General features: G+C 42.5%; 28 protein-coding genes, 1 rRNA gene and 2 pseudogenes. 23 read left to right on the top strand and 8 right to left on the bottom strand.

Annotated elements, in window-relative coordinates:
• The first annotated feature begins 5 nt into the window (after positions 1 to 5).
• A complete protein-coding gene (locus FTV25_RS11940) occupies positions 6 to 2,138 on the top strand; it encodes a 3-hydroxyacyl-CoA dehydrogenase NAD-binding domain-containing protein (RefSeq protein ID WP_180003871.1) in 2,133 nt (710 codons plus the stop codon).
• Positions 2,139 to 2,300: 162 nt separating this feature from the next.
• Positions 2,301 to 2,654, top strand: a complete 354-nt coding sequence (locus tag FTV25_RS11935; protein ID WP_034705429.1) for a hypothetical protein — start codon at positions 2,301 to 2,303, stop codon at positions 2,652 to 2,654.
• Positions 2,655 to 2,707: 53 nt separating this feature from the next.
• On the opposite strand, the gene FTV25_RS11930 is transcribed toward FTV25_RS11935, so the two are convergent.
• Positions 2,708 to 3,145, bottom strand: a complete 438-nt coding sequence (locus tag FTV25_RS11930; RefSeq protein WP_034704137.1) for a GNAT family N-acetyltransferase — start codon at positions 3,143 to 3,145, stop codon at positions 2,708 to 2,710.
• Positions 3,139 to 4,359, bottom strand: a pseudogene (locus tag FTV25_RS11925) (SAM-dependent methyltransferase). Before FTV25_RS11925 ends, FTV25_RS11930 begins: the two are co-directional and overlap by 7 nt.
• A 102-nt stretch (positions 4,360 to 4,461) precedes the next feature.
• Here FTV25_RS11925 and FTV25_RS11920 point away from each other — a divergent pair.
• The 3 genes from FTV25_RS11920 (at position 4,462) to FTV25_RS11910 (ending at position 7,122) form a co-directional block, all read left to right on the top strand.
• The gene (locus FTV25_RS11920; RefSeq protein WP_034704133.1) at positions 4,462 to 5,106 is read left to right on the top strand and encodes a hemolysin III family protein; all 645 of its coding nucleotides are present in this window, start codon (positions 4,462 to 4,464) and stop codon (positions 5,104 to 5,106) included.
• A 142-nt stretch (positions 5,107 to 5,248) separates the two neighbouring features.
• Positions 5,249 to 6,565, top strand: a complete 1,317-nt coding sequence (locus FTV25_RS11915; RefSeq protein WP_180003873.1) for an MFS transporter — start codon at positions 5,249 to 5,251, stop codon at positions 6,563 to 6,565.
• Between the two features lie 143 nt (positions 6,566 to 6,708).
• Positions 6,709 to 7,122 (top strand): hypothetical protein, encoded by a 414-nt coding sequence (locus tag FTV25_RS11910; protein WP_180003875.1) that lies wholly within the window; start codon positions 6,709 to 6,711, stop codon positions 7,120 to 7,122.
• A gap of 24 nt (positions 7,123 to 7,146) precedes the next feature.
• Here FTV25_RS11910 and FTV25_RS11905 read toward each other — a convergent pair whose 3' ends face one another.
• Positions 7,147 to 8,157 (bottom strand): metallophosphoesterase, encoded by a 1,011-nt coding sequence (locus FTV25_RS11905; RefSeq protein WP_034704127.1) that lies wholly within the window; start codon positions 8,155 to 8,157, stop codon positions 7,147 to 7,149.
• Positions 8,158 to 8,258: 101 nt separating this feature from the next.
• Here FTV25_RS11905 and FTV25_RS11900 point away from each other — a divergent pair, with 101 nt between their 5' ends.
• On the top strand, positions 8,259 to 9,893 hold the full coding sequence (locus FTV25_RS11900; RefSeq protein WP_179993348.1) for a phospholipase D family protein: 1,635 nt from the start codon (positions 8,259 to 8,261) through the stop codon (positions 9,891 to 9,893).
• A 35-nt stretch (positions 9,894 to 9,928) separates the two neighbouring features.
• Here the strand turns inward: FTV25_RS11900 and FTV25_RS11895 are convergent, their stop codons facing one another.
• Entirely contained in the window at positions 9,929 to 10,738 is an 810-nt protein-coding gene (locus FTV25_RS11895; RefSeq protein WP_159123662.1) for a 1-acyl-sn-glycerol-3-phosphate acyltransferase, read from the bottom strand.
• 189 nt (positions 10,739 to 10,927) lie between these two features.
• Here FTV25_RS11895 and FTV25_RS16115 point away from each other — a divergent pair, with 189 nt between their 5' ends.
• The 8 genes from FTV25_RS16115 (at position 10,928) to FTV25_RS11860 (ending at position 15,535) form a co-directional block, all read left to right on the top strand.
• A complete protein-coding gene (locus tag FTV25_RS16115; RefSeq protein ID WP_004785224.1) occupies positions 10,928 to 11,059 on the top strand; it encodes a hypothetical protein in 132 nt (43 codons plus the stop codon).
• 76 nt (positions 11,060 to 11,135) lie between these two features.
• The gene (gene hflX, locus FTV25_RS11890) at positions 11,136 to 12,476 is read left to right on the top strand and encodes a ribosome rescue GTPase HflX (RefSeq protein ID WP_180003884.1); all 1,341 of its coding nucleotides are present in this window, start codon (positions 11,136 to 11,138) and stop codon (positions 12,474 to 12,476) included.
• 34 nt (positions 12,477 to 12,510) lie between these two features.
• On the top strand, positions 12,511 to 12,882 hold the full coding sequence (locus tag FTV25_RS11885) for a hypothetical protein (protein WP_034704120.1): 372 nt from the start codon (positions 12,511 to 12,513) through the stop codon (positions 12,880 to 12,882).
• A 9-nt stretch (positions 12,883 to 12,891) separates the two neighbouring features.
• Positions 12,892 to 13,566, top strand: a complete 675-nt coding sequence (locus FTV25_RS11880; protein WP_166139224.1) for an LrgB family protein — start codon at positions 12,892 to 12,894, stop codon at positions 13,564 to 13,566.
• A gap of 87 nt (positions 13,567 to 13,653) precedes the next feature.
• Positions 13,654 to 14,100 (top strand): DUF2147 domain-containing protein, encoded by a 447-nt coding sequence (locus FTV25_RS11875; RefSeq protein ID WP_159123659.1) that lies wholly within the window; start codon positions 13,654 to 13,656, stop codon positions 14,098 to 14,100.
• A 166-nt stretch (positions 14,101 to 14,266) separates the two neighbouring features.
• Complete coding sequence (locus FTV25_RS11870) at positions 14,267 to 14,437, top strand: hypothetical protein (protein ID WP_159123658.1); 171 nt, start codon at positions 14,267 to 14,269, stop codon at positions 14,435 to 14,437.
• 60 nt (positions 14,438 to 14,497) lie between these two features.
• Positions 14,498 to 14,947, top strand: a complete 450-nt coding sequence (locus FTV25_RS11865) for a DUF2147 domain-containing protein (RefSeq protein ID WP_004785238.1) — start codon at positions 14,498 to 14,500, stop codon at positions 14,945 to 14,947.
• A 141-nt stretch (positions 14,948 to 15,088) separates the two neighbouring features.
• Positions 15,089 to 15,535, top strand: coding sequence for a DUF2147 domain-containing protein (locus tag FTV25_RS11860; protein WP_179993345.1), 447 nt, complete (start codon positions 15,089 to 15,091; stop codon positions 15,533 to 15,535).
• 56 nt (positions 15,536 to 15,591) lie between these two features.
• Here the strand turns inward: FTV25_RS11860 and FTV25_RS11855 are convergent, their stop codons facing one another.
• Genes FTV25_RS11855 through pdxA form a run of 3 tightly spaced genes read right to left on the bottom strand, consistent with a single transcriptional unit; the run spans position 15,592 to position 18,254 of the window.
• Positions 15,592 to 16,437, bottom strand: a complete 846-nt coding sequence (locus FTV25_RS11855) for a symmetrical bis(5'-nucleosyl)-tetraphosphatase (protein ID WP_180003886.1) — start codon at positions 16,435 to 16,437, stop codon at positions 15,592 to 15,594.
• Between the two features lie 5 nt (positions 16,438 to 16,442).
• A complete protein-coding gene (rsmA, locus tag FTV25_RS11850; protein WP_159123656.1) occupies positions 16,443 to 17,255 on the bottom strand; it encodes a 16S rRNA (adenine(1518)-N(6)/adenine(1519)-N(6))-dimethyltransferase RsmA in 813 nt (270 codons plus the stop codon).
• Between the two features lie 30 nt (positions 17,256 to 17,285).
• On the bottom strand, positions 17,286 to 18,254 hold the full coding sequence (gene pdxA / locus FTV25_RS11845) for a 4-hydroxythreonine-4-phosphate dehydrogenase PdxA (RefSeq protein ID WP_218947833.1): 969 nt from the start codon (positions 18,252 to 18,254) through the stop codon (positions 17,286 to 17,288).
• Between the two features lie 535 nt (positions 18,255 to 18,789).
• Between pdxA and rplM the strand changes: the two genes are divergently transcribed.
• From rplM to FTV25_RS11800, 9 genes and pseudogenes are all read left to right on the top strand, one after another.
• Positions 18,790 to 19,218, top strand: a complete 429-nt coding sequence (gene rplM / locus FTV25_RS11840; RefSeq protein ID WP_004785249.1) for a 50S ribosomal protein L13 — start codon at positions 18,790 to 18,792, stop codon at positions 19,216 to 19,218.
• Between the two features lie 12 nt (positions 19,219 to 19,230).
• On the top strand, positions 19,231 to 19,617 hold the full coding sequence (gene rpsI, locus FTV25_RS11835; RefSeq protein ID WP_004785251.1) for a 30S ribosomal protein S9: 387 nt from the start codon (positions 19,231 to 19,233) through the stop codon (positions 19,615 to 19,617).
• A 334-nt stretch (positions 19,618 to 19,951) separates the two neighbouring features.
• Positions 19,952 to 20,620 carry a glutathione S-transferase N-terminal domain-containing protein gene (locus FTV25_RS11830; protein WP_180003888.1) on the top strand — a complete coding sequence of 223 codons (669 nt, stop codon included), beginning with the start codon at positions 19,952 to 19,954 and terminating at the stop codon, positions 20,618 to 20,620.
• Positions 20,613 to 21,041 (top strand): ClpXP protease specificity-enhancing factor, encoded by a 429-nt coding sequence (locus tag FTV25_RS11825; RefSeq protein ID WP_034704105.1) that lies wholly within the window; start codon positions 20,613 to 20,615, stop codon positions 21,039 to 21,041. The genes FTV25_RS11830 and FTV25_RS11825 overlap by 8 nt, the downstream gene beginning before the upstream one ends.
• Before the next feature lie 18 nt (positions 21,042 to 21,059).
• Complete coding sequence (locus FTV25_RS11820) at positions 21,060 to 21,707, top strand: hypothetical protein (protein ID WP_180003890.1); 648 nt, start codon at positions 21,060 to 21,062, stop codon at positions 21,705 to 21,707.
• Between the two features lie 454 nt (positions 21,708 to 22,161).
• A complete protein-coding gene (locus tag FTV25_RS11815) occupies positions 22,162 to 22,488 on the top strand; it encodes a roadblock/LC7 domain-containing protein (protein ID WP_249365120.1) in 327 nt (108 codons plus the stop codon).
• Positions 22,489 to 22,722: 234 nt separating this feature from the next.
• Complete coding sequence (locus tag FTV25_RS11810) at positions 22,723 to 23,553, top strand: hypothetical protein (RefSeq protein ID WP_373683631.1); 831 nt, start codon at positions 22,723 to 22,725, stop codon at positions 23,551 to 23,553.
• Between the two features lie 14 nt (positions 23,554 to 23,567).
• Positions 23,568 to 24,110, top strand: a pseudogene (locus FTV25_RS11805) (ATP/GTP-binding protein).
• A 10-nt stretch (positions 24,111 to 24,120) separates the two neighbouring features.
• Positions 24,121 to 24,534, top strand: coding sequence for a roadblock/LC7 domain-containing protein (locus FTV25_RS11800; RefSeq protein WP_180003900.1), 414 nt, complete (start codon positions 24,121 to 24,123; stop codon positions 24,532 to 24,534).
• Between the two features lie 110 nt (positions 24,535 to 24,644).
• Here FTV25_RS11800 and rrf read toward each other — a convergent pair.
• Positions 24,645 to 24,758 (bottom strand): 5S ribosomal RNA (gene rrf, locus FTV25_RS11795); the annotation flags it as partial.

Raw genomic sequence — 24,758 nt, 5'->3', positions numbered from 1 at the left:
TCAGCATGAGCGCAATTCAATATCAAAAAACTGAAGATCACATTGTCATTCTGACCTTTGATTCTCCGAACCAGTCCGCCAATACCATGAATGCAGACTTTCGTACGGCTCTGGAAGAAGTCGTTGCCCAGTTACAGGCTGATGAACAGATTGCCGGAATTATTTTCCGATCAGCTAAAAAAACGTTCTTTGCTGGCGGTGATCTGGATGAGTTAATTCAGGCGACGCCTGAACATGCCACGGAATTCTTCAATATGATTGAAGACATGAAAGCCAAACTGCGTTATATAGAAACGCGTGGCATTCCAGTAGTGGCAGCTTTAAATGGCACCGCACTCGGTGGTGGCTGGGAAATCGCTTTATGTGCCCATCATCGTATTGCGCTGAATGATGCCAAAACCAAGTTTGGTTTGCCTGAAGTCACTTTAGGCTTGCTGCCAGGCGGTGGTGGTATTGTCCGTATGGTTCGTCTGCTAGGCCTGCAAAATGCCTTACCTTTGCTGACGGAAGGCAAACAGTTCGGTGTAGAAAAAGCCAAGTCTTTGGGGCTGGTACATGACACCGCTGAATCGCTAGATGAATTACTTGAAAAATCTGTAGCCTGGATTAAACAACATCCGCACTCCCAACAGCCTTTTGATGTAAAAGGTTACAAAATTCCGGGAGGCTCTCCTTCTTCGCCTGCCGTCGCACAGATGCTTGCCATTGCTCCTGCGATGCTGCGTGATAAAACCAAGGGCTGCTATCCAGCTCCTGAAGCCATTTTATCCGCTGCGGTTGAAGGCGCTCAGGTTGATGTTGATACTGCATTGAGAATTGAGTCGCGTTATTTCACCTATCTCGCCACTGGCCAGATTTCCAAGAACATGATCGGTACATTCTGGCATGGCATGAATGCCATCAAGTCGGGTGCCAGCCGTCCTAAAGACTTTGCGCCATGGAAAGCTACTAAAGTAGGTATTTTGGGCGCAGGCATGATGGGTGCAGGTATTGCCTATGTCACTGCCAGCAAAGGCATTCAGGTGGTACTGAAAGATATTTCGGTCGAAGCTGCGGAAAAAGGCAAAGCGTATAGCCAGAAATTACTGGATAAAAAAGTGGCTCAAGGCCGCTTAACAGCCGAAAAACGTGACCAGATTTTAGCTCTGATCCATGCTACTGCGAGCATGGCAGATTTAGCAGGTTGTGACCTGATTATTGAAGCAGTATTTGAAAATCAGGAACTCAAAGCCAAAGTTACTCAGGAAGCAGAGCAATATTTATCAGCCAACGGTGTAATGGCCTCCAATACTTCGACTCTACCCATCAGTAACTTGGCTCAAGCCTCTCGAAATCAGGCAAATTTTATCGGTCTGCATTTCTTTAGCCCAGTCGACAAAATGCAGCTGGTCGAGATCATTAAGGGGAAAAATACTTCAGCAGAAACACTGGCCAAGGCATTTGACTTTGTGCAGCAGATTGGCAAGCTACCGATTGTAGTGAATGACAGCCGTGGCTTCTTTACCAGCCGTGTCTTTGGAACCTTTGTACAGGAAGGTTTACGTTTGCTCGCCGAAGGGGTGCATCCAGCCCGTATTGAAATGGCTGCGCTGAAAGCAGGTATGCCGGTCGGACCACTTGCTATTCAAGATGAAGTCTCTCTGACACTTTCTGAGCATGTAGCTGCAGAAACCCGTAAGGCTCTGGCAGCACAAGGCAAAGAACGCCCAAGCACCGATGCAGATGCCGTGATTCAAACCATGATTCATGAGTTTAACCGTAAAGGCAAAGCTGCTGGTGCAGGTTTTTATGATTATCCTGAAGGTGGCAAAAAGCAGCTGTGGTCTGGCTTGGAGCATTGGTATAAAGAAGTGGATATTTCTGAACAAGAAATGATAGACCGCTTCCTGTTTGTTCAAGCGCTGGATACCGTACGCTGTCTGGAAGAAGGTGTGCTGGAGTCAGTGGTCGATGCCAATATTGGTTCAATCTTTGGAATTGGTTTTGCCGTCTGGACGGGAGGTGCAGTGCAGTTCTTGAACCAGTATGGTTTAACCAAGGCCTTGAATCGTGCTGAAATCCTGGAACGTAAATATGGCGAACGTTTCAAAGCACCACAGTTACTCAAACAGAAAGTTGCTGAAGGTCAGCGCTTTTAAAAACTGGGGCTAAAAAAGAGGAGCTTAGCTCCTCTTTTTTATTTCAACACCATAGAATTTCTAAGCCTGATATTCTCTCTAAATGACACATTTTGATCTGCTTTCCAGGCAATTTATGTTATAAAGTTACATGAGTTAGACATCCACGATGGGTACATGCATATGACTGATCACAGTTCACCTGAAAAATCACCTTGGGGTTGGAAAGCACTGATTATCTTCTGTATTTTAGGTGGATTATTCATGTTGTTTTTCTGGCTTGCGGTCAGCAATGAACCAGACTACATGCCAAGCCAGCAAAAGAAAGAAAATACCCAGCAGCATGCTTTTAAGAATGCACCTGCGATGTCTCCAGAAGCTTTAGCCAAAGCACAGGCTGACCGTGAAGCTCGTCAGGCGACCTCTTCATCTCATCAGACTCATGAGACGAGCGTGGAAGAGCACAATATGTCTGCTGAAGAACATGCACAGATGGACAATGCTAGCCATGACGAAAATACCACTCATGGCCACTAAGCAGTTCCAAGATCAAATTTAAAAAAGCGAGGTTTTCCTCGCTTTTTTATTTTTTAGTCTTTTAAGCTGAGATACATATCTATATGTGGAATGCCACAATCCAGATATTCTTCACCCTGCACGTCAAAACCCAAGTTCTGATAAAAGCCAATCGCATGTACCTGTGAAGAAAGCTTTAGGAATTCACGTTGCTCTGTCTTGGCCTGATCAATCACAGCCTGCATGATATTTTGGCCGATACCCGTACCACGTGCCGACTGCAACACAGCTACACGACCAATACTGTGATTTTTTAATAAGCGTGCAGTTGCAACGGGTTGATCCTGTAAATAAGCCACAAAATGCGTAGAGATTGCATCCTCAGCATCCCATTCATCTTCGGGAGCAATTTGCTGTTCCTGAATAAAAACGGCTTCACGTATCACTCTGGCATCTTGGGCTAACTCATCCCAGCTACCTGACATGATTTTAAGATTTTTATTGTTTAGCATTTAGAACCAATTCCCTGCTGATCCCACTGGTTATTCAATAACAATTCCAGTGAATGTTTTTGAATTCCATACATCTCTTTTAATGCCTGAATCTGGGCGAGAACAGCCTGATCGGGCTATCCATAATCCTTCCGTTTGGTCGCCAGAATCATTTTATTTTTACTGGTGTGTTCTAGGGCCACAAATTCAAAGACCTTGGTTTCATACCCATACGCCTTAAGCAATAAGGCACGAATGGTATCCGTCAGCATTTCGGCTTGCTGCCCAGCATGGATGCCAAACTGCAACATTGGTGACAGCACTTTCGGACTCTGTAATTGCGGTCTTAACTCTTTATGACAGCATGGAGCACACATGATGATCTGTGCATTCAAGCGAATACCGCTATGGATTGCAAAATCGGTCGCCACATCACAGGCATGCAGAGCGATCATCACATCGAGACGTTCCGGTTCATAGGTACGCACATCGCCCTGGAAGAAATCCAGCTGGCTAAAACCAGATTGCTGCGCGACATTCTGACAGAACTCGACCATTTTCGGATTCAGCTCTACGCCGGTGACATACGGCGTCTGACCATGTTTTTGCATATAATCATATAGCGCACAGGTTAAATATCCCTTACCTGAACCGAAATCGACGATACGTAATCCTTGTTCCTGCGGCTGGATTTGAGCCAGTGCGCCTGAGAAAATCTCGACAAATTTATTAATCTGTTTCCACTTACGCGCCATGCTCGGAATGATCTGGCCTTGCTGATCGGTGATTCCTAAATGCTGTAGGAATACACTGTCCTGATCGACATAACGCTGTTTAACCCGGTCATGGCCCTGCTCGGCTTTTGACTTTGTAGAGGCAGGTTTAGCTTTACTTCGTGTCAGCATGGCCTTTTTCTTGTTTTTCTTCAGCTGCAATTCTTCCTGATCGGTAAACAGGTTAGCTTGCTTGCAACAGGCCAATAATTCCGTTACTTGAGTCAAGGCTTCATTCAAAGGATAGTTTTTGGTGACATCCTGAGTCTTGTATCGATAGACACAGCTTAAAACCTTCTGTTCATTGAGCGAAATGACTCTAAAGGTCATTTTCTCCAATTGTTCAAGTTCACCTTTATACTGACTTAAGATCAGACGATCAAAATGATCAGTTTCAAAGGCTTGCTGAAAAGCCTCCAAGAACTGTTGTTCCTGAACCGAGAGAGAAGTCGATGTCGACATAAGAAAAACCTGATATGAATTGCTGCTCAAGTTTAATTGTTCTTAACTTAAAAGCAAAATTGAATTATTATACAAGTGTATATTTAAACAAGAATGACAATCATGCAGAATGCTCCCCTAGTTCCAGATTATGATCACAATGAGGAACGGATTAATTATATTAGTCATGGCCTCGGTGCTGCACTGGCTTTAATTGCCGGTATTTTATTGATTATTAAAGGCTCTTATTTGAGTACCGGACAATGGATTGGCCTTTGGGTCTATGCTTTCAGCATGATTCTGCTGTTTTCCGCTTCGATGCTCTACCATATGTCTACTGCTGCTGACCGACGCTATTTTTACAAAAAAGTTGATCATACGGCAATTTACTACCTGATTGCAGGTACCTATACCCCGTTTCTATCGATTGCGATTCCAACAGCCAAAGCCCAGTATTTACTGATTGCCTTATGGGTGATTGCTGTACTGGGAACACTATTCAAGTTCATTTTCATCAACCGTTTCCAGAAACTTTCTTTGGTCGCTTATCTGGTCATGGGATGGTTGGCACTACTGGTTATGGACGATATGCAGCAGTACTTAAGTGCTCAATCTTTAACCTTTCTGATCATTGGTGGCTTAGCATACACTGTAGGTGCATTGTTTTACGCTTTGAAAAGAGTAAGATATACCCACGCTATCTGGCACATTTTTGTATTGATAGGCGCAGGATCACATTTTCTGTCTATCTATCTTTACGTGATTTAATCATCTCATTTCTTCATTTCAGTGACCCTGAGCGAGTTGAAACGAGAAGATTGCAGTTGTTTTTTTAAAAAATTACGCCTTTTTTAAAAAGATTACGCTTTTAAAACTAAGTTTTTTATTTTTAGTAAGTGTAAGGTTATTCATGGCGTCTTCAGATTCTATCGCTGTAACAGAAACTACAGCAACCAATTCAAAATTTCGTGTTTTAACAGCAAGTTTAGTGGGCACTACAATCGAGTTCTTCGATTTCTATATTTATGCCACAGCTGCCGTTATTATTTTCCCTTATCTGTTCTTCCCTACAAGTACAGATCCTATGACTGCGACTATTCAGTCGCTGGCAACCTTTGCGATTGCCTTTATTGCCCGTCCAATCGGCGCTGCACTTTTTGGTCATCTGGGAGACCGGATCGGACGTAAAGCGACACTGGTCGCGGCCTTGTTGACCATGGGTCTTTCTACCGTTGCCATTGGTTTATTGCCAACTTATGCACAAATCGGTATTGCTGCGCCACTATTGCTGGCTCTTTGCCGTTTAGGCCAAGGCCTTGGTTTGGGTGGTGAATGGTCAGGTGCGGTTCTTTTAGCAACTGAAAATGCGCCAGAAGGCAAACGTGCCTGGTATGGTATGTTCCCGCAACTTGGTGCACCAATTGGCTTCATTCTGGCAACAGGCTCATTCTTGACCCTTGGCGCATTCATGTCTGAAGCAGAGTTCATGCAATGGGGCTGGCGTATTCCATTTATCTCTAGTGCGCTACTGGTGATTATGGGTTTATGGATTCGCTTGAAACTGCATGAAACTCCTGCATTCCAAAATGTGTTGAAAAAGCAGAAAGAAGTGAATGTACCCTTCTTCGAAGTATTCAAAAAGCATTCTAAAATGCTGGTATTGGGTACCATCGCTGCGATTTGTACATTCGTGGTGTTCTACCTGACGACTGTATTCGCATTGCAATGGGGTACCAAACAGCTCGGCTATACACGTGAAGAATTCCTTCAGTTGCAATTAGTTGCAACTCTGTGCTTTGCTGCGTTCATTCCACTTTCAGCGGTACTTGCGGAAAAATTTGGTCGTAAGACAACTTCAATCGCGGTATGTGTAGTCTCTGCTATTTTCGGTATCTTCTTTGCCGATATGCTTGAATCAGGCAGTACACTGGTTGTGTTCTTCTTCTTATGTATCGGTTTGGCCATCATGGGTCTGACTTATGGTCCGATTGGTACCGTATTGTCTGAAATCTTCCCGACTTCAGTACGTTATACCGGTTCTGCCCTGACCTTTAACCTGGCAGGTATTTTTGGTGCATCTTTCGCGCCATTGATTGCAACAAAACTGGCAACAACTTATGGCTTGTCTGCAGTAGGTTATTACCTCACAGCAGCCTCTATCCTGTCATTGCTTGCATTCTTGCTGATCCGTGAAACTAAAAATGATGATGTAAACAATCAGATCTAAAGATCTTGACAGATTAAGTCATCTCAATCAAAGCCAGCATTATATGCTGGCTTTTTTTATGATTTCACAACAAAAACTTGCTACTTCTTTGCGGATATTTCGGGAACAATCAAATAAATAAAGCCAAAGAATGAGGCAGAGTAATGCAGGATCTTATTGAGCAACTTACTCAAGAACAGCTGGTAGATATTGTGATTCTGCTAGAGGATGATAAAAAACTGGACGCCATTCGCTATATCCGGACGCATACAGCTTTAGATGAATCACAGGCGATACAGGTCATTGATGAAATTGTCAGAGAGCATGATCTGGCGCTTAATCGAGACAATAAAGGCAATATCGGCCCACGCTTTACTGATGATGCTGATGAAAATATTCCGGTGGTAACTACATCTTTGGAAGTTCCAGATCATCCCAACCTTAGTATCGCTAAAGATACTGAGGTGGCTGCACAGCAAGTCGGCAAACATGTGCCCGGCCGTGAGATTGAAAAGAAAATCTGGATCACCGCAGCCGTTATTTTACTGATTATTATTGTGCTCTGGCTACTGCTTTAACAGCAGCGAATGAATCAGTTTTTTTTAGACCAATTCGATAATATCAATGGTTGGTGGTACGCGAAAACGAAATGGTACCCCTACCATGCCCGTTCCCACGGTCACAAATACATCTGCATGCTCATGCCGGTACAAGCCTTTTTTATGGCCCAGAATGGAAACCTTTTTCATCACATAATCCGTCAGCCAGGGTAACTCGACCTGCCCACCATGTGTATGTCCAGAAAGCATCAATGGTCGTGTTGGCAATTTCGGCACCATATCCACGGTATCTGGATTATGCGACAGAATCACCCAAGGCTTGTCTTGAGGCAGATCCGGCATTGCGCGCATATCGGTTTTTCCAGCCCAAAGATCCCCTACCCCTAACAGACGAAATTCATCAAACTCGACAATCTGCCCTTCAATATCCATGACCTGATTCACTTCCAGCGCATAACGAAGCAATTCCTGAATCGGAGGGCCAGGATACTGTTCATCATGATTCCCTGTCACCGAATATACCGGCGCATGAATTTCCTTTAAGACAGCCAGCTCCTGTGCCAGTTTATTTTCCGGTTCATAGGTCCAGTCCCCTGCAACCACCACCAAGTCCGGTTTCAGATGGTTCAGCTTATGTACAATCTGTCTTAACTGGCGTTCATGTCCAGAAAACAGACCAATATGTAAATCTGCAATCAGGGCAATCCGTACCGGTTTTTTAAGTTTCTGCTGAGGATTGATTTGATAAGGCGTGGTTTCGACCCGAATCAAATGCGGCTCGATAAAACGTGCATAACTGAGTACGGCACTAATCACGAAAATAAAAATAGACTCATGAATCGAATAGTAGCCCATCCATCCTGCATAAATACTGAAGAACACCAACGGAATCAGTAAATAGGCCAGATAAAAAGCCAGCAGGTGACAAAACGCTTTAAAGGGATGAATGGTTTCTGTACGAGACTGACTCGACCAGGCCTGATACACTGCCCAAACGGCAAGAATGGCCATGCCTAGATAAAAATAAAAAAGTACGGAACTGGTATCCCACATAGATTTGCCTTGTCGAGTCGAGGAGCTGATTAGTGGCTTTATATTTATCTTTTCATAGCTGGCAATTATACTCAATCCAAATTTTTCAGTCTTTGATGTTTATGGTAAATGCTCCCCACGCTTCCGCTCATTCAAAACCCTCTGGCTTATCAAAAGCTTACCGCTATAAAGCTGGCATTTTACTGAGCTGCAGCCTGGTACTCGGCATTCCTGCTTGCAGTACGCTGCCTCCGCAAACTGAACAGCCTAGCCGGATGGCATTTGAAACGGATACCTCGCAAACCAGTCTGGCCCAGATTGTTGAGCCCTTACGTCGGCAGAATATTGGCCTGACCGGTTATCACGTGTTGCCAGATCCGCTCGAAGCACTCGCTGCACGTATCCAGCTGATTAATAAAGCAGAACGCAGTCTGGACCTGCAATATTACATCTGGGATAACGACCGTATTGGTGCACTGGCTCTGCATGCCCTCATTCAGGCAGCAGACCGTGGCGTAAAAGTCCGTTTATTGATGGACGACAACAATGCCAAGAAAATGGAAGGTATTTATCTGGCGCTGGACCAGCACCAGAATATTGAGGTCAAACTGTATAACCCCTACCGTTTCCGTAAATACCGTGCCATGGATATGCTGCTGGATCTAAAACGGATCAACCGCCGCATGCACAACAAAAGCTTTATTGCCGATAACCAGATTGCCCTGATTGGTGGCCGTAATATGAGTAACCAGTATTATAACGTCAGTGACAGTTATCAGTTCTCTGATGTAGATGTGATGTTGGTCGGTGCCGCTTCTGATGAAATCATTCATTCTTTTGATGAATACTGGAATGATGATTATGCCTACCCGGTGCGGCAGATCGTTAATCCTCGTCATCATACGCTACGCTACCCGAGCCTGAAACAGCAGCTGGAAGAATATAGCCATGATACTGCAATCCAGAATTACCTGAATCTGGCCAATCGTTCTCAGGCTTTCGATAAATGGCTGGAACACAATATTCAGCTTGATTGGGTAGAAGCTGAAGTCGTTAAAGACCCACCAAGTAAAATCAAGTCAAAGGCTAAAACTGAAGATCACTTGAACTTCCAGTTACTACAGCATCTGGAAAAACCGGAAGAGAGTGTGGATATTGTGTCGGCCTATTTTGTACCGGAAAAACAGGGTGCAGAACGTCTCAAGAAACTGGCTTCAGAAGATGTCAAAGTCCGAGTACTGACCAATTCCTATAAGGCCAATGACGTGCCGCTGGTCCATGCCTTTTATGCTAAATATCGTCAGGAATTGCTGGAAAATGATGTAAAGCTCTATGAGTTTTTGGCCGCGCCAGATGCCGACAACCTGAATGCCAATACTGAAGAGCTGGCACAAAAAGCGAAGGTCAGCTTAAAAGGCCTGAGCCGTTCCAGCCTGCATGCCAAACTGATGGCCATTGACCAGAAACAGGTATTTATCGGTTCTTTTAATTTCGATCCGCGTTCAGCTTATTTGAATACTGAAATTGGCGTATTGCTAAATAGTCCTAATCTGGCCCGTGCAGTACACGAAACCATGGACAAGAATTTAAGCAAGTATGCCTATAAGTTGGTTCTAGATGCCAACCAGAACATTAACTGGAAAATCCACAATGCCAAAGGTGAAACAAAGACCTTTAAAAAAGAGCCAGGAATGAAGTGGTATCAAAAAGCCTCAATAAAATTCCTGTCAATCCTCCCGATCGAAGGTTTTATGTAATGAATATCTCTGAGTATTTCTAATAAAAAAGCCTCTTAATGAGGCTTTTTTAATACTTTGGCTTGCAACCTTTGCAAACCCTCCAGCATATTTTCATGTACTAATGCAGTCAGGCTTTCTACTGTATGCCCTTCAGTCGAAATTGCTGGTAAGGCCATCAGATGAGCTGTCACTTTAGGCATTTCCAGAACATTCTGTACATGTTTGGCAAAACTGATGTTCCCAATAAAAGGCGCCACCATATCCAGTTCACCCTGCTGATTCACATAACAGATCAGACAGATTTGTACCGGACGTTGCGCTTCAATCGCTGCACCCAGAATACGTCCATAAATTTTTTTAATTGAGCGTCCATCAGATGTGGTCGCCTCAGGAAAAAATAGAACTGGAATATTCTGTTTCAGGAAGCCGGTAATCTGTTCACGGATTCTGACCGAATCTCCTGAACCACGCTTGATAAATAAGGTGCCACCACCTTTAGCCAGCTTGCCTAGAATTGGCCAATTTTCAATTTCAGCTTTGGCCAGAAAAAACACTCGCGCGCCTGAACCCAAAACGGCGATATCCAGCCAGGACACATGATTGCTCACCCATAATGCCGGCTCACGTGGAATCACGCCATGGACCTGAACCTCAATATTAAATACCTTGCACAACTGGCGACAGAAATACTGCACATATCGGGTATTGTTCGGATTATTCGGATCTTTATACAAACCATGACGGTAAACCAGATAAAACCCCTGGCTGATGGCTGCTAATGCAGAAGTCGTTTTTCTTGTATAAAGAAAGAATTTTGCAAAACCTTGTATCTCAGGTGATTGATTTTGTACAGTCGAGTTCATAAAAAGATCACTAAATCCTAAACAAGATACAGGGAATATCCACGAATTAAACCCATTTTATACTGTTCATGTCCAACTTGCATTGATAATAAAAAACGACCAAGTACATCTATATTTTCAATTTAAATTCATTAAATGAATTAAATAAAATAAATCAATCGAAATATTAGATTAAAAAGGATGCTCATCATGCAAGATGAAACAGTGAAATCAGCTGAGATGATTCGGCCCTTAAAAGTATTGAGCTATATCTTGGGTGGTACCCTGTTATATACGGCGCTGCTCGTAACACTTGCACAACTGTTTGTCACGGCACTCTAAAACAAAGCCCGCTATTTCAGTATCTGTAAAGTTCATTTTCAACTAAAATGAAGTTTTCAACTGGAGATTGGCCTGAGTGGAATATTTTGAGCAACATCAGGGAAAAGAACGCGTCATACTGGTCAGTGTGAGCGTACAAATGCTGGATGACCTTGATGCTGAAGAGTTTCATCTGTTAGCTCAATCTGCAAATGCCGAAATTCTGGAACATCTCTTTGTTCAACGCTTAAAACCGGATGCCAAATTTTTTGTGGGTTCAGGAAAAGCAGAAGAAATTGCTGAACGGGTCAAAGAATTGGATGCCAATCTGGTCATCTTCGATCATGCGCTGACACCTGCCCAAGCACGTAACCTTGAAAATGTGGTGCATTGCCGGGTGGTTGATCGTACCGAACTCATCCTCGATATTTTTGCACAGCGTGCCCGTACCTATGAAGGGAAACTGCAAGTTGAACTGGCACAATTACAGCATCTGTCTTCACGACTGGTTCGTAGCCGTACCAATCTGGATAGCCAGAAAGGCGGGATCGGTCTGCGTGGTCCGGGTGAAACCCTGCTAGAAACAGATCGCCGTTTATTGCGTATCCGCATGGGACAGCTTAAAACCAAAATAGAAAAAGTCCGTCAAACCCGTATTCAGGGCCGTGTTGCTCGGCAAAAAGCGGCTGTTCCAACCGTGTCTTTAGTAGGTTATACCAATGCGGGAAAATCTACCTTATTCAATATTCTGGCCGATAGCGATGTTTATGCAGCAGACCAACTATTTGCGACTCTGGATCCAACTTTAAGACGCCTGCAATGGGACGGCGTCGGTAATCTGGTACTGGCAGATACGGTAGGCTTTGTGCGTAATCTTTCGCATTCACTGGTCGAATCTTTTAAAGCAACTCTGGAAGAAACCGTTGAAGCCACCCTGCTTTTGCATGTGATTGATTCCAGCAGTCCGGAAATGCTTGAACAAATTGAAGCCGTTGAAAAGGTGCTCAAGGAAATTGGTGCCGACGTCCCGGTGTTACGGGTTTATAATAAAATCGACTGTAGCGGTGAAGATGCCAAAATCATTTATCGCCAGCCCGGTCAGCCTGAACGGGTCTATGTTTCAGCACATAGTGGTGAAGGTCTGGATCTGTTACGCAAAGCCGTGCATGAAGCATTAATGGGTCAGATTCAGCACTTTGAACTGGTATTGAAACCTGCCTATGGCAAACTGCGCAATCAACTTTATGCGCTGAACGTGATTCAGTCTGAACATTATGATGATGAAGGTCAGTTACATATCGATGTACGGATTGCACCTCCGAAGCTGGAACAGTTGATCAAACAGGCTCATTTACCGATAGAAGAAATTCTGCGATCTCAAGCACTTCAATTCCAGCGTCCACTTGAAGAGTTTGAAATCCAGCGTAAGATCGAGTAAAACTTGATAAGTAAACTTTTAAATGACATCACCAATGAACTGGATAAAACATATTGACTGGCCAGCATGGATCAGCACTCTCCTCTTAATTATTGTATTTCGTGAAGCTTCAGTCTGGCTAATGACCCAGCTAGATCATCCTGAATTGGGCAACCTGGTCGGACTCATCAGCCTGCTAGTCACCTTATTTGCCTGGCGCTATTTTGGCAAAATTCCAGCGCGTCTGGTGGATACTAATAACAAGCTGATGAAAGAAAGTGCCTTCGCTTTTTTACCGATTAGTGCAGGCGCGCTAATTATGTTGATGCATATGGGACAAAAAATTCCGGCCTTTATGCTGGTGTTATGCCTGAGTACTCTGCTCCCTCTTTGGATCTACGCCAAAATGGCAAAACGCTGGTTATAGGAGTCGCACATGTTTTCTGTTCTTTATGGCTTTGCGATTACCTTAATTGCTTATCTGCTTGCCAAACCCTGCAATCGTGTTATTCCGCAAATTCCTGTGATTGTGTTTAGCATGTTCCTGGTGCTGGTGATTTTATTGGTGCTGGGTATTCCTTATGAGCATTATATGGATGAGGTCAATCCACTGTTTAACCATTTGCTTGGTTATGTCACAGTTGCACTGGCGATTCCGCTAGCCGCCATGCGTTATGATGACCTGCCACTGAAAGCTATTGTCGGAATTCTGGTTTTTGCCAGTATCAGTGCGGTCGCCTTACCGATGGGTCTCGCCTATTTACTACATATGTCTTCTGGCGACATCATGGCCTTTGCCACCCGTGCAGTCACGACACCAATTGCAATTAATATTGCGACCTTACTGGAGGCACCTGTTAGTCTGGCCATTCTGATCGTCATTTTGTCTGGCGTAATTGGTGCAGCATTTTCACCATTTATTTTACGACATATCAATGATGAGCGTGCTTCAGGTCTGGCTCTAGGTCTAGCAGCACATGCGATTGGTACAGCTCAAGCCTGGCAGCGTGGCAATGTTGCCGGACGTTATGCTACGTTTGGCATGGCAGTGAATGCCGTTTTTACTGCGATCTGGTTGCCAACTTTTATACTTTATCTGCAAAAAATGTGACTCATCAATCAATATTTAACGTTTGTTTCTGAATGAAACTATTCTTACTATAGGGAAATAAAGAATTTTTCACTCAGGAACAGACCTATGAAAAAGGTTCAATTATTATCCGTTTTAGCCCTGACCTTTTTCAGTCATCTGGCTTTCGCTTCCGATATTTCAGGTACCTGGAGAAGTATTGACGATAAAACAGGATCAGCTAAAGCAATTCTGGAAATTCGTGAAACTTCAAATGGTGTTTATACCGCCAAAATTACCAAGATTACGCCTCGTCCTGGCTACACACCGCGCGAAACCTGTGTTTCCTGCCCTGCACCTTATACCAATAAACCGATTCTTGGTCTGGATGTACTCACCGGCTTAAAGGATGCAGGTAACAATAATTTCTCTCAAGGTAAACTGATTGACCCTTTATCCGGCAATATTTACAACACCAAAGCTAAATTAAGTGCCAATGGCAAACGTCTAATCCTACGTGGTTATGTAGGTGTTTCAGCCTTGGGACGCAGCCAGACTTGGATTAAACAAGATTAATTCATGACTTAGTGCACAGAAGCTTGCATTTTCATGCATTAAGTTGTATCAATATTAGACAGATGCTTTTTTTATACAATATAAAACATGCATATAAATATTAGATTCATTTGCTTTAACAGGCTTAGCATCAAACGGATTTTGATGCGCAATATAAGGAGATAGAATGCAAGACATTACCATGTTAAAGATCTTACTGAATTTCTCTGCTTTTACTGAAAATTCAGTAACAAAGCAATTAACATCGACAGGTTTCTGTCATGGGGAATCAACAGGCTTAAAGCAGATTGACCGAGCGATCTGCAACGCTCATTACTCTAAAATCAACCAAAATTAAAAAACCACACGCTTGTGTTTGGGATAGTTTGTTTCATCTATGAAAAAAGGATAAATATAAATGAATAAATCTAAATTAGGATTAATGCTCATTGCTACATTCATGACTGGGACCATTTATGCACAAGACTTGACCGGGACATGGCAACAAATCGATGATAAGACTGGTTCACCCAAAGCACTGATTGAAATCCGTCAGGACAGCAATGGTACTTATGCCGGCAAAATTGTCAAAGTAACGCCTCGTCCAGGTTATACCCCACAAAAAACCTGTAATAAATGTCCTGCTCCTTATACCAATCAGCCGATCTTGGGGATGGACGTACTGACAGGTTTAAAACAGGTCGGTGATAGCGTGAATTATGAAAAAGGTCGTGTGATTGATCCATTGGCAGGTAAAATTTACGATGCCAAGGTTCGTCTAAGCAGCAACGGCAAACGTTTAACCCTACGTGGTTATGTGGGTGTTTCTGCTTTAGGCCGTAGCCAGACCTGGATTCGCCAGGAATAAGTTCACACTTTTTCTCAAAGCTGCCAAACAGGCAGCTTTTTTTATAAATTTAATTCCATGATTTTTAATTATTTATTGACTATTTGTGCAATCTTCCTAACATGTGCGGGCAATAATGAAAAGTTCTTTGGAATGATGGATATGTTAAAGAAGATACTCCTTGCCACATTGACTACAGGATTCATGATGAACCTGTGGGCTCAAGATATTAGCGGAACCTGGCAACAAATTGATGATAAAACTGGAGCAGCAAAAGCCATCATTGTCATCGAAAAAGAAGCGAATAATACTTACTCAGGCAAGATTGTGAAAATCACGCCACGTCCAGGTTATACACCACGCGAAAAATGTAATAAATGCCCAGCCCCTTATACCGATCAACCGATTTTAGGCATGACTATTCTAAAAGGCCTGAAACACGTTGAAGGCACCAAAAATTATGAAAAAGGTCGTGTCATTGATCCATTGGCAGGTAAAATTTATGATGCCAAGGTTCGTCTAAACAATACCGGCAAGCGTTTAACGCTACGTGCCAGTGTGGGTGTTTCAGTTCTGGGCCGCAACCAGACCTGGATTCGCGCAGACTAATCATCAGCACAATAAAAAAGCCACGTTCAACGTGGCTTTTTTGAGCTTTAAATATTTTAAAATACCGGATTATCGACGGCAAACATTTGCTGGTCTTCCAGTCGATAAGCCATCAACTGATTACCCCAGACACAGCCACCATCGACATTCTGAATTCGCCCAGAAATGGTTTTACCCTGTAAAGCGGCCCAGTGTCCAAATACAATTTGATGGGTTGCTGCAGTTTTCGATTCAAATTCAAACCAGGGCTTAAAACCTTCTGGCATCGGATCATCCAGTGAATCTTTAAAACTATATTCCAGACGCCCTTCTGCATCAGTTAAACGCATCCGGGTCAGGTAATTCACGATACAGCGTGTACGCTCATGACCTTCTAATTCATCTGACCAGAGTGTAGGCTCTTTCCCAAACATTTCCTTTAAAAAAGCATCCACCACCTCAAAATCATCATGGGCAATGATCGCTTCTACTTCTTTTGCCAGCTGTGCAGTCTTTTCTGCATCCCAGATATTGGGAATACCGGCATGGGTCAGTACCGTCTGTTCATTCGGAAACAGACACATCGGCTGTTTACGGATCCAGTCAATTAGCTCATCACTGTCGATCGCATCAATCACATCACGGACATTGTCCTTGTCTTTAATCGGCTTGATGCCGCGTGCATAAGCCAGCAAAGTCAGGTCATGATTACCCAGTACTGTTGCCGCCACGCCATTATCCGCCAGCTTTTTAATGAAGCGTAATGCACCCAGCGAGTTTTCCCCTCGAGCCACCAGATCACCAGCAAACCAGATAAAGTCCTGATCAGGATCAAAACGGATTTCTTTCAGTAGTGCCTTCAAGGCTTCGAAACAGCCTTGTACATCACCAATCACATAATTGTATCGAACAGTGCGGGTCATTATTTTTAAGCTACCATTTGATCAGATAAAGCCACAAATTGCGCAAGTGTCAGTGTCTCTGGACGTGCCATTGGATCTACACCTGCCTTTTCAAAACCATCTTCAACCAGCATCCCTTTCAAGCTATTACGCAAAGTCTTACGGCGCTGGGTAAATACATGCGATACCAGACGAGCCAAAGCTTTTTCATTTTTTGCCACGATCGGTTTTACATCGTACGGCTCCAAACGGAACACGGCAGAAGTCACTTTTGGTGGCGGATTGAAAGAGCCTGGTGGCACTTCAAACAGAAAAGTCGGTTTACAGTAATACTGAATCATGACCGATAAACGGCCATATTCTTTGGTGTTCGGTGAAGCTGTAATACGATCCACCACTTCTTTTTGCAGCATGAAATGCATGTCTTTGACTTTGTCACCAAATTCCAGGAGATGGAACAACAGCGGTGTCGAAATGTTATAAGGCAGGTTTCCGACTACACGTAACGGACGACCTTCTTCAAACAAATTGGTGAAATCGTATTTCAGCGCATCTGTTTCAATAATGGTTAAACGTTCAGGATGCGGCACACGACCCGGCAAACCAGCGGCCAAGTCACGGTCCAGCTCAAGTACGGTTAAGGCATCACATTCACCAATTAAAGGTGATGTCAAAGCAGCCAGACCCGGACCAATTTCAACAATATTTTCGCCTGCACGCGGATTTACCGAACGCACAATTTTAGCAATGACACGTTGGTCATGTAAGAAGTTTTGACCAAAACGCTTACGCGTGTGATGCCCTTCATCTTTTGGGTTTAAGGCATTAATCTGATACATAGACATTTCCAACGTGTAATAAAGACGAGATCATTGACGCGCTAAATCCAGCGCCAAATCCACAGCCACATGTAAGCTTGAGCTTTTCGCAAAGCCTGTACCTGCGAGGGAGAGTGCTGTGCCGTGATCGACAGAAGTTCGGATAAACGGTAAGCCCAAAGTAATATTGATGGCTTCACCAAAGCCCTGAGATTTTAACACAGGTAAACCCTGATCGTGATACATCGCCAGAACAGCATCGGCATCTGTCAGGTTTTCAGGAGTAAATAAAGTATCTGCAGGCAAGCTCAGGCTCATATTGATACCTTGAGTACGGTAAGTCTCCAGTACTGGATTGATGACTTCAATCTCTTCCATCCCCAGATAACCGCCCTCACCTGCATGTGGGTTTAAACCACAGACCAGAATATGCGGATGTTCAATTTTGAATTTGGATTTCAGGTCGTGAATCAGGATATTAATCACCTGATGCAGGCGTTCCGGAGTAATCGCATCAGCAACTGCACGAAGTGGAAGATGTGTGGTTGCTAAAGCCACGCGCAAGGTTTTGGTTGCTAACATCATCACCACACGCGGTACACCTGCGAATTCCTGGTAATACTCGGTATGACCGCTAAAATGGATGCCTGCATCATTAATTACCGACTTTTGCACTGGTGCAGTCGCTACACCCACGCTTTTATTCGTCATAGCATATTCAGCTGAACGACGTAGCTGCTCCAGTACATAAGCGGCATTATGGCTATTCAGCTGTCCTAGTACTACCGGCTCTTTTAAAGGCACGTGCTCGACATAAAGCTGACCTTTTTCTGAAGAAGTCGTTTGCCCTGTATATTCAATCAGTTCAACCAGAAGTTTTAACTGCTGCGCCCGTTGACGGAGCATTTCCAGATCGGCAAGTACCACCAATGGACGTTCATCAATACGATCCGCCAAACTCAGGCAGATATCTGGACCAATTCCGGCAGGTTCACCACTGGTAATATATAAAGGCAGCATGACTTTCTTCTGTATTATCAATTGTCCTTATTTTAGTACAAATTTCACAGGGAAAGTTCTAGATAAAGGTTTAGATGATGTTTATTCAAATAATACTGTACCTTTCTCATTATATTAAAGAGAGATAAAACCGGACTGACATCAATGAACCCTATAAAGAGTTTCGGGCAATCATCTCAATACTCGACATGTTTAGCTTTTGGCATTTTCAGGGAGGATTACCTCCAGTTTAGAAGGCAAACCTAGGTAGACTCGAAGACAGGCCATTTGTTAAAGAAATACATATTAAAAAACAACCGTGTTCATTCATACAAAGATGCGCCCCTAGTCTTAGGTCCATTTTATTATTTAATGATTAAGCATATGTGTTTATAGGCTAAAAATCCTACTGGTCATTTATTGAAAGACGTTGTAAAATACAGCGCTTGAAATTTTATATTTTCATTGTGGTTCTCCCGGCTTTCGGGTAGAATTCGGTCTCCTTTTGTTTGGACAGCTTCCATAGTCCAAACCAACTATAATAGGTAGTGGTTTAATGAAAACTCTCAGCGCTAAGCCAGCTGAAGTTCAACACGACTGGTACGTTGTTGATGCTTCTGGCAAAACTTTAGGTCGTCTCGCGACTGAAATCGCTCGTCGTTTACGCGGTAAGCATAAAACTTCTTATACTCCTCACGTTGACACTGGTGATTACATCGTTGTTATCAATGCTGAGCAAGTTCAAGTGACTGGTAACAAATCACTTGACAAGAAATACTATCGCCATACTGGTTTCCCTGGTGGTATTCGTGAAACTAATTTTGAAAAATTAGTTGCTCACAAACCAGAAGAAATTTTCCAACGCGCTGTAAAAGGCATGTTGCCAAAAGGTCCTCTTGGTTATGCAATGATCAAAAAAATGAAAGTGTACGCTGGTACTGAGCATCCACATACTGCTCAACAGCCACAAGTTTTGGACATCTAAGGGATACAGCACATGGCTACTAACTATGGTACAGGTCGCCGTAAGACCGCAACTGCACGTGTTTTCCTATCTGCTGGTACTGGTAAACTCGTAATCAACAACCGTTCTTTAGAACAATACTTCGGTCGTGAGACTGCTCGTATGGTTGTTCGTCAACCTCTAGAGCTTCTTGAAGCGACTGAGAAATATGACCTTTACATCACTGTTGCTGGTGGTGGTATCGGTGGTCAAGCAGGCGCTATCCGTCACGGTATTACTCGTGCACTGATCGCTTCTGACGAAACTCTTAAACCTGCTCTTCGTCAAGCTGGTTTCGTTACTCGTGATGCTCGTGAAGTTGAACGTAAGAAACTTGGTTTACGTAAAGCTCGTAAACGTCCTCAATTCTCTAAACGTTAATTCGTTTACCGAATCGGACAAAAAACCCTGGTTTATTCCAGGGTTTTTTTATGGTTTTAAAATGACCACTTAATATTATTTTTATTGTCATTGTTCATGCACATCCTTACCCCATACCCCTTCATGACACCAGAAGGATTTGGTCAGATAATAATTCGCAACACCGATGATAATAAACAGAATGATTAAGCCAAAATTCATGATCATGTTGTTCTGCTCCTTTCATTTTTTTCTCTACTCTACCCTGCCTTAGTCCAATTGGCTTTTTATGCTTCGTGCTTTTTAGGTTGATTTTTAGTATCCTAGTCTATTCATTAGAACTTAATCAGGATTTATGTCAGTCGAAAGCGCGCCACTTCAAGGACTCACCTTATATAGCCATGCCGATGACTTTCGTTCCCATTGGATTCGCTACGTACTTGCCGAAAAGCAGATTAAATATAACCTGATCCTGGTCGATAGTGATGATGAAGATCTGGCCAGCCTCAATCCTTATAACCAGCTGCCCATGCTGATTGAAAATGATTTAAAATTATTCAATACCAGCATCATTTCCGAATATATAGACGATCGTTACCGCCAGAACAAGCTCTATGCAGATGCTCCCATGCCTCGTGCGGAACAGCGACAATATATCTGGCGTTTTGAAAATGACTGGCTCAAACTGGCCGATATTATGCTATGTCATCCGGATACTCTGGATACTGCAGCCAAAGTGAAGGCTCAAAAACAGTTGCATGATATCCTGATTTCATTAACGCCCCTGTTCCAGCATTTCCCTTATTTTATGTCGGAACATTTCAGCATCTTGGATTGCATGCTGGCTCCCATTTTCATTCGACTTAAAAGCATGGGAGTAGAATTACCTCGACAACAATGTCGTCCATTTTATTTATATTGCCAGCGAGTTTTTAGCCGTCCTGCATTTGCAAAATCCATGACCTTGCAGGAAAAAAACCGCTACCAAGAACAAATCAAATCTGTAGAGAAACATCATGTCTGAACAAGAATTCAACTTAAGTCCTACTCGTCCCTATATGGCACGTGCAATCTATGAGTGGATTTGCGATAACAATATGACGCCTTATCTGCTGGTCGATGCTACACGTCCAAACACCATGGTACCCGAGCAGTTTATTAAAGATGGCCAGATTGTCCTGAATATTGTGCCTCATGCAGTTCATGCGCTGAATATGGATAATGAAGCCATCACCTTCTCAGCACGTTTTGGTGGTGTATCACGTGATATCTATGTACCGATGGCAGCAGTCCTCGGGATCTATGCACGTGAAAATGGTCAAGGATTATTCTTTGATCCAAATGAATATGAGCATACACAAAGTGATGAAGATGCTTTAAAATCAAGCACTGAAGAACAGCCTGAACCCGCAAAGAAAAAACCAACCCTAAGGTTATTAGATTAAAAATAATGGAGTAAGTGAATGGCTTTTGATTTAGTACAATATTTTGTTGAACAGATAGAAACTCAAAAGCCTGAGCTTCTACAAGGCTATACAAAAGAAGAAAGACGTAAATATATTTCAGAAATCAATGCTCTCACTTTAGGCAAACTGATTAGCGAATGGCGTAACAATCCGCAAAAAATATATAATGAAATCAAGCATCCAGATAAACTTTATATTCTGGAAATCGCCCGTCACCTGACTACCCGAGTGGAAAACAAGTCAACTTTACCGAAACCCGAGCTGGAGCAGCTCACGTCTGAAATTTTCCATTTTCAGCTGACTGAATTAAAGCAGTTACATGATACTGGCAATCATAATCAGACCAGTATCCAAGAGCTGTTGAAAGGACAAATTGAACATTTGTCTGGGCAGGCAGATGATTGGGTTTGGACAACAAATAACCTAACAGAACTCAAAGGCTCTAAACCAATTCATGAAGAAGAGCTATCATTAGAAGCATCAATGAAGGAGTTTAGCCAAATGGTTCATCAAAATAGCCAGCATCATGATGTTGAAGAAGTTGCTGTTGTAGAAACACCAACCTGGGCAAAAATCGTTGAGCCAGTGGTTGCGCTTGCGATTCTTTGGGTATTGATTGAAGCAGTATTACGCGTATTTGCATAACTACTTCAACCTCAAAAATTTAGTTTTACTAAAAGCCAATGAGATATTGGCTTTTTTTATTCTTTAAATTTATCAGGGAATGAAGTGAATCTATTTTTTCAACTGAAATTTTTACCTAATTAGTTCCATAATCCATTCAAAATATTTTATTACATCTTTTAGATTAAGGTGAGATTATAGATTAAAAAATAATCACAAAATCATTTCACATATCCTTAAATAAAAAGATAAACGCATCACATAATTAAAAAGTACAAGTTAAAAATTAAGATATAAAGTAAAACATTAAATTTTATATGGTTTTTATTTCAATTGTAATTTACTCCCCCATTTTTATAATGAATTTGAATGAAAAAGATAATATTCGAACTTCATCAAATACAACTATCGCATCAACTATTTTTATAACAGGGAAATAATTATGGCTAAGGTAACCTAAGATACACTTACAGACATTGATGGTTTCGTTGCTGCAGCATTAGCTGATGGTGAAAGCGGCTTGGCTTTAGCAACTCAAGGTGGTGGCAATATCGATCTTGAACTTGCAGCAGCCGGCAATACAGAAGTGGTTCGCGCAAAACGCCGTGTAGCGAATTCATTAAACCTGAATGACTCGATTGAAGATATTCTGATTACGCTGGGTAAGCAATATCATCTCATTCGCCCACTCGAAAAGAATAATAATGTATTCCTGTATCTTGTACTGGATCGTTCTAAAGCAAACCTGGCTATGGCTCGTCATGAGCTTAAATCTTTTGAACAAGGCTTAGACTTTAGCTAATACACAGTTTTCCCCTTTATTTCATGCAATAAAGGGGATCCTTATGCGCTTCACCCAATAAAATATAAACTTTAATCGAGACTTAAAATGCATAGGCATTATATTCATATTGGAATAGCAGGTTTAAGTATTCACGATGCAGATGAACTAAAAAAGACTTTACAGCACATCACTCCTGATCATTTTATCCTGCAATGGAACACTGCTTCCGATCCTCATCTCGATTGCCTGTTGGTGTATGAATACTTTCTTGAAACAGAGGGTATCCAACGTGTTCTCAAAAACCAAAAATGCCCTTATTTATGTATCTCTAAAAATGCTCAATATTCGAACCAGATTATAAATAATACGCTCGCTTTACCCCTGCAAAACACACAAATTCTCAAGCACTGGTTTGAGCAAAACGTCCTTAATTCAGTAACTACCTCAGAAATAGAAGAGCCTATATTTTCAGCCCCCATTCAGATCCAGCAATCTTCTGACCATCCTTACACGATTAACTTTTTTAAAGAGATGTTGTATCCTGAAAAAGGTAAATTACATCTCTATGATCAGCATGGCACCATTGCCATCATTGACTCAGCGAAAAATCTGGCCTGGTTAAACAAAGACCGGGCTGAAACAAGCACAGACTTTTCTTTTCAATATGACTTTGCATCTACTAGCGACCTCTTAAAAGTTACACGTAGAGAAACGCAGATTCTCCAAGACTGGTTATGGAATTTTTTCTGGAACTCGCCTAGTTTTGCTCAGATCGCACCTGAAGATGATCACTATAAAATTCACTACTGGCCAAAGCCGGCTCATTCGCTGCATAAAAAACGTATTTTTCAGATATCTGCCTGCTTTATTCAAGGCGCTAAAATTTCAAAAATTGCTGAGCAACATGCGATTTCCTTACTTACGCTTCGACAATTTATCGCAGCCAGTATGGCTTCGGGAAATATTGAAAAAATTAATGCTTGGGAAAGTCGCTATCGCACCACTGAGCCAGTTGAAAGAACAGAACAGCAAAATTTCATTAAAAGCTTTTTTGGAAAGCTTCGATTTAAATTTGGATTTTAATAAAGTAAATACTTATGATTTTACAACAATATAAAATCGTTTTTGCGGGCTCCATGGGCGCAGGTAAAACAGCCGCAATACGTTCCTTATCTGATATATCAGTGCTACTCACTGAGGCACTGAATACTGACGACCGCAGTCATTCAAAAATGGAAACCACGGTAGGAATTGATTATGGTGAAATTACATTAGAAGATGGAACCAAAATTGGCCTGTATGGGACGCCTGGACAAAGTCGCTTTGACTTTATCTGACCTGTCATCTGTCAAGGCGCACTAGGTGCCATTATCCTTATTGATCATACAGTGAGTGATCCGATCCAAGAACTGGAAAGCTATATCGAAGTATTCCAGGAATATACCCATAATATTGCCATTGAGATTACGCACAGTGATCTTGAAAGCCCTCATTTTACCCAGATTTATAAGGACTGGCTGATCCAGCAGGATCTCTATACCCCCCTCTTTTTTGTAGATGCTCGTCAAAAAGACGACATCTTGCTTCTCTTAGAAGCCCTCATTACTTCAATCGAAGTCAACCATAACCTCATGAGCTAAGGATTAAAGCATGCTTACTATACAAGAAAGACGTCAAGCCCCCGAAGCCCTCGTTCAGCATGCCAAACAGCAAATTCAGGAGATCATTAGCAATATTCGTGGCGTATATTATGTAATGGTCTGCTCAACAGATGGGTCTGAATTGGCCACAATTCATAAGAAAGACAACTATAACAATAGCAAGCTTGCTGCTGTGAACAGTTCGATTTTAGCGATAGTTTCTGCATTTACTAAAGAGATCCATCTTACTGGCTGTCAGAGTATTACTTTGGATGCAGAAAATGGAAAAGCCATTTTGACAGCAGTTGCAGCACCGAAACACCCTCTTATTCTGGTCACTTTAGCTGAAAAAGACATTTTATTGGGTCAGGCCCTGTATATGCTGAAGAATGCCACACAGTCCATTATCGCTGCAGATCAATAAATAGATAGATTCAAAAAAGGCTTAAATTTATTTAAGCCTTTTTCTATTTCATCTTTATTTCACGCATAAAAAAAGCCCCCTGCATGAGCAGAGGGCTTTTTGGAATAATGAGCTGGCGATGACTTACTCTCACATGGGAGACCCCACACTACCATCAGCGCTAAGAGGTTTCACTTCTGAGTTCGGGAAGGGATCAGGTGGTTCACTCTTGCTATGGTCGCCAG

The sequence above is a fragment of the Acinetobacter sp. YH12249 genome (assembly GCF_013417475.1).
GTDB lineage: Bacteria > Pseudomonadota > Gammaproteobacteria > Pseudomonadales > Moraxellaceae > Acinetobacter.
The sequence above is the reverse complement of the archived record's forward strand: the minus strand, read 5'-3'. Positions and strand labels throughout refer to the sequence as shown.

Excerpts from the sequence above, each read along its gene's own strand:
- FTV25_RS11900 (WP_179993348.1), top strand. The coding sequence starts at position 8,259 with ATGGTAAATGCTCCCCACGCTTCCGCTCATTCAAAACCCTCTGGCTTA.
- FTV25_RS11870 (WP_159123658.1), top strand. The coding sequence starts at position 14,267 with ATGCAAGACATTACCATGTTAAAGATCTTACTGAATTTCTCTGCTTTT.
- FTV25_RS11800 (WP_180003900.1), top strand. The coding sequence starts at position 24,121 with ATGCTTACTATACAAGAAAGACGTCAAGCCCCCGAAGCCCTCGTTCAG.
- FTV25_RS11855 (WP_180003886.1), bottom strand. The coding sequence starts at position 16,437 with ATGACCCGCACTGTTCGATACAATTATGTGATTGGTGATGTACAAGGC.
- FTV25_RS11830 (WP_180003888.1), top strand. The coding sequence starts at position 19,952 with ATGTCAGTCGAAAGCGCGCCACTTCAAGGACTCACCTTATATAGCCAT.
- rplM (WP_004785249.1), top strand. The coding sequence starts at position 18,790 with ATGAAAACTCTCAGCGCTAAGCCAGCTGAAGTTCAACACGACTGGTAC.
- FTV25_RS11920 (WP_034704133.1), top strand. The coding sequence starts at position 4,462 with ATGCAGAATGCTCCCCTAGTTCCAGATTATGATCACAATGAGGAACGG.
- FTV25_RS11865 (WP_004785238.1), top strand. The coding sequence starts at position 14,498 with ATGAATAAATCTAAATTAGGATTAATGCTCATTGCTACATTCATGACT.
- FTV25_RS11880 (WP_166139224.1), top strand. The coding sequence starts at position 12,892 with ATGTTTTCTGTTCTTTATGGCTTTGCGATTACCTTAATTGCTTATCTG.
- pdxA (WP_218947833.1), bottom strand. The coding sequence starts at position 18,254 with ATGCTGCCTTTATATATTACCAGTGGTGAACCTGCCGGAATTGGTCCA.
- FTV25_RS11910 (WP_180003875.1), top strand. The coding sequence starts at position 6,709 with ATGCAGGATCTTATTGAGCAACTTACTCAAGAACAGCTGGTAGATATT.
- FTV25_RS11860 (WP_179993345.1), top strand. The coding sequence starts at position 15,089 with ATGTTAAAGAAGATACTCCTTGCCACATTGACTACAGGATTCATGATG.
- FTV25_RS11905 (WP_034704127.1), bottom strand. The coding sequence starts at position 8,157 with ATGTGGGATACCAGTTCCGTACTTTTTTATTTTTATCTAGGCATGGCC.
- FTV25_RS11875 (WP_159123659.1), top strand. The coding sequence starts at position 13,654 with ATGAAAAAGGTTCAATTATTATCCGTTTTAGCCCTGACCTTTTTCAGT.
- FTV25_RS11940 (WP_180003871.1), top strand. The coding sequence starts at position 6 with ATGAGCGCAATTCAATATCAAAAAACTGAAGATCACATTGTCATTCTG.
- rpsI (WP_004785251.1), top strand. The coding sequence starts at position 19,231 with ATGGCTACTAACTATGGTACAGGTCGCCGTAAGACCGCAACTGCACGT.
- FTV25_RS11895 (WP_159123662.1), bottom strand. The coding sequence starts at position 10,738 with ATGAACTCGACTGTACAAAATCAATCACCTGAGATACAAGGTTTTGCA.
- FTV25_RS11930 (WP_034704137.1), bottom strand. The coding sequence starts at position 3,145 with ATGCTAAACAATAAAAATCTTAAAATCATGTCAGGTAGCTGGGATGAG.
- FTV25_RS11885 (WP_034704120.1), top strand. The coding sequence starts at position 12,511 with ATGAACTGGATAAAACATATTGACTGGCCAGCATGGATCAGCACTCTC.
- FTV25_RS16115 (WP_004785224.1), top strand. The coding sequence starts at position 10,928 with ATGCAAGATGAAACAGTGAAATCAGCTGAGATGATTCGGCCCTTAAAA.
- rsmA (WP_159123656.1), bottom strand. The coding sequence starts at position 17,255 with ATGTATCAGATTAATGCCTTAAACCCAAAAGATGAAGGGCATCACACG.
- FTV25_RS11825 (WP_034704105.1), top strand. The coding sequence starts at position 20,613 with ATGTCTGAACAAGAATTCAACTTAAGTCCTACTCGTCCCTATATGGCA.
- FTV25_RS11820 (WP_180003890.1), top strand. The coding sequence starts at position 21,060 with ATGGCTTTTGATTTAGTACAATATTTTGTTGAACAGATAGAAACTCAA.
- FTV25_RS11915 (WP_180003873.1), top strand. The coding sequence starts at position 5,249 with ATGGCGTCTTCAGATTCTATCGCTGTAACAGAAACTACAGCAACCAAT.
- FTV25_RS11935 (WP_034705429.1), top strand. The coding sequence starts at position 2,301 with ATGACTGATCACAGTTCACCTGAAAAATCACCTTGGGGTTGGAAAGCA.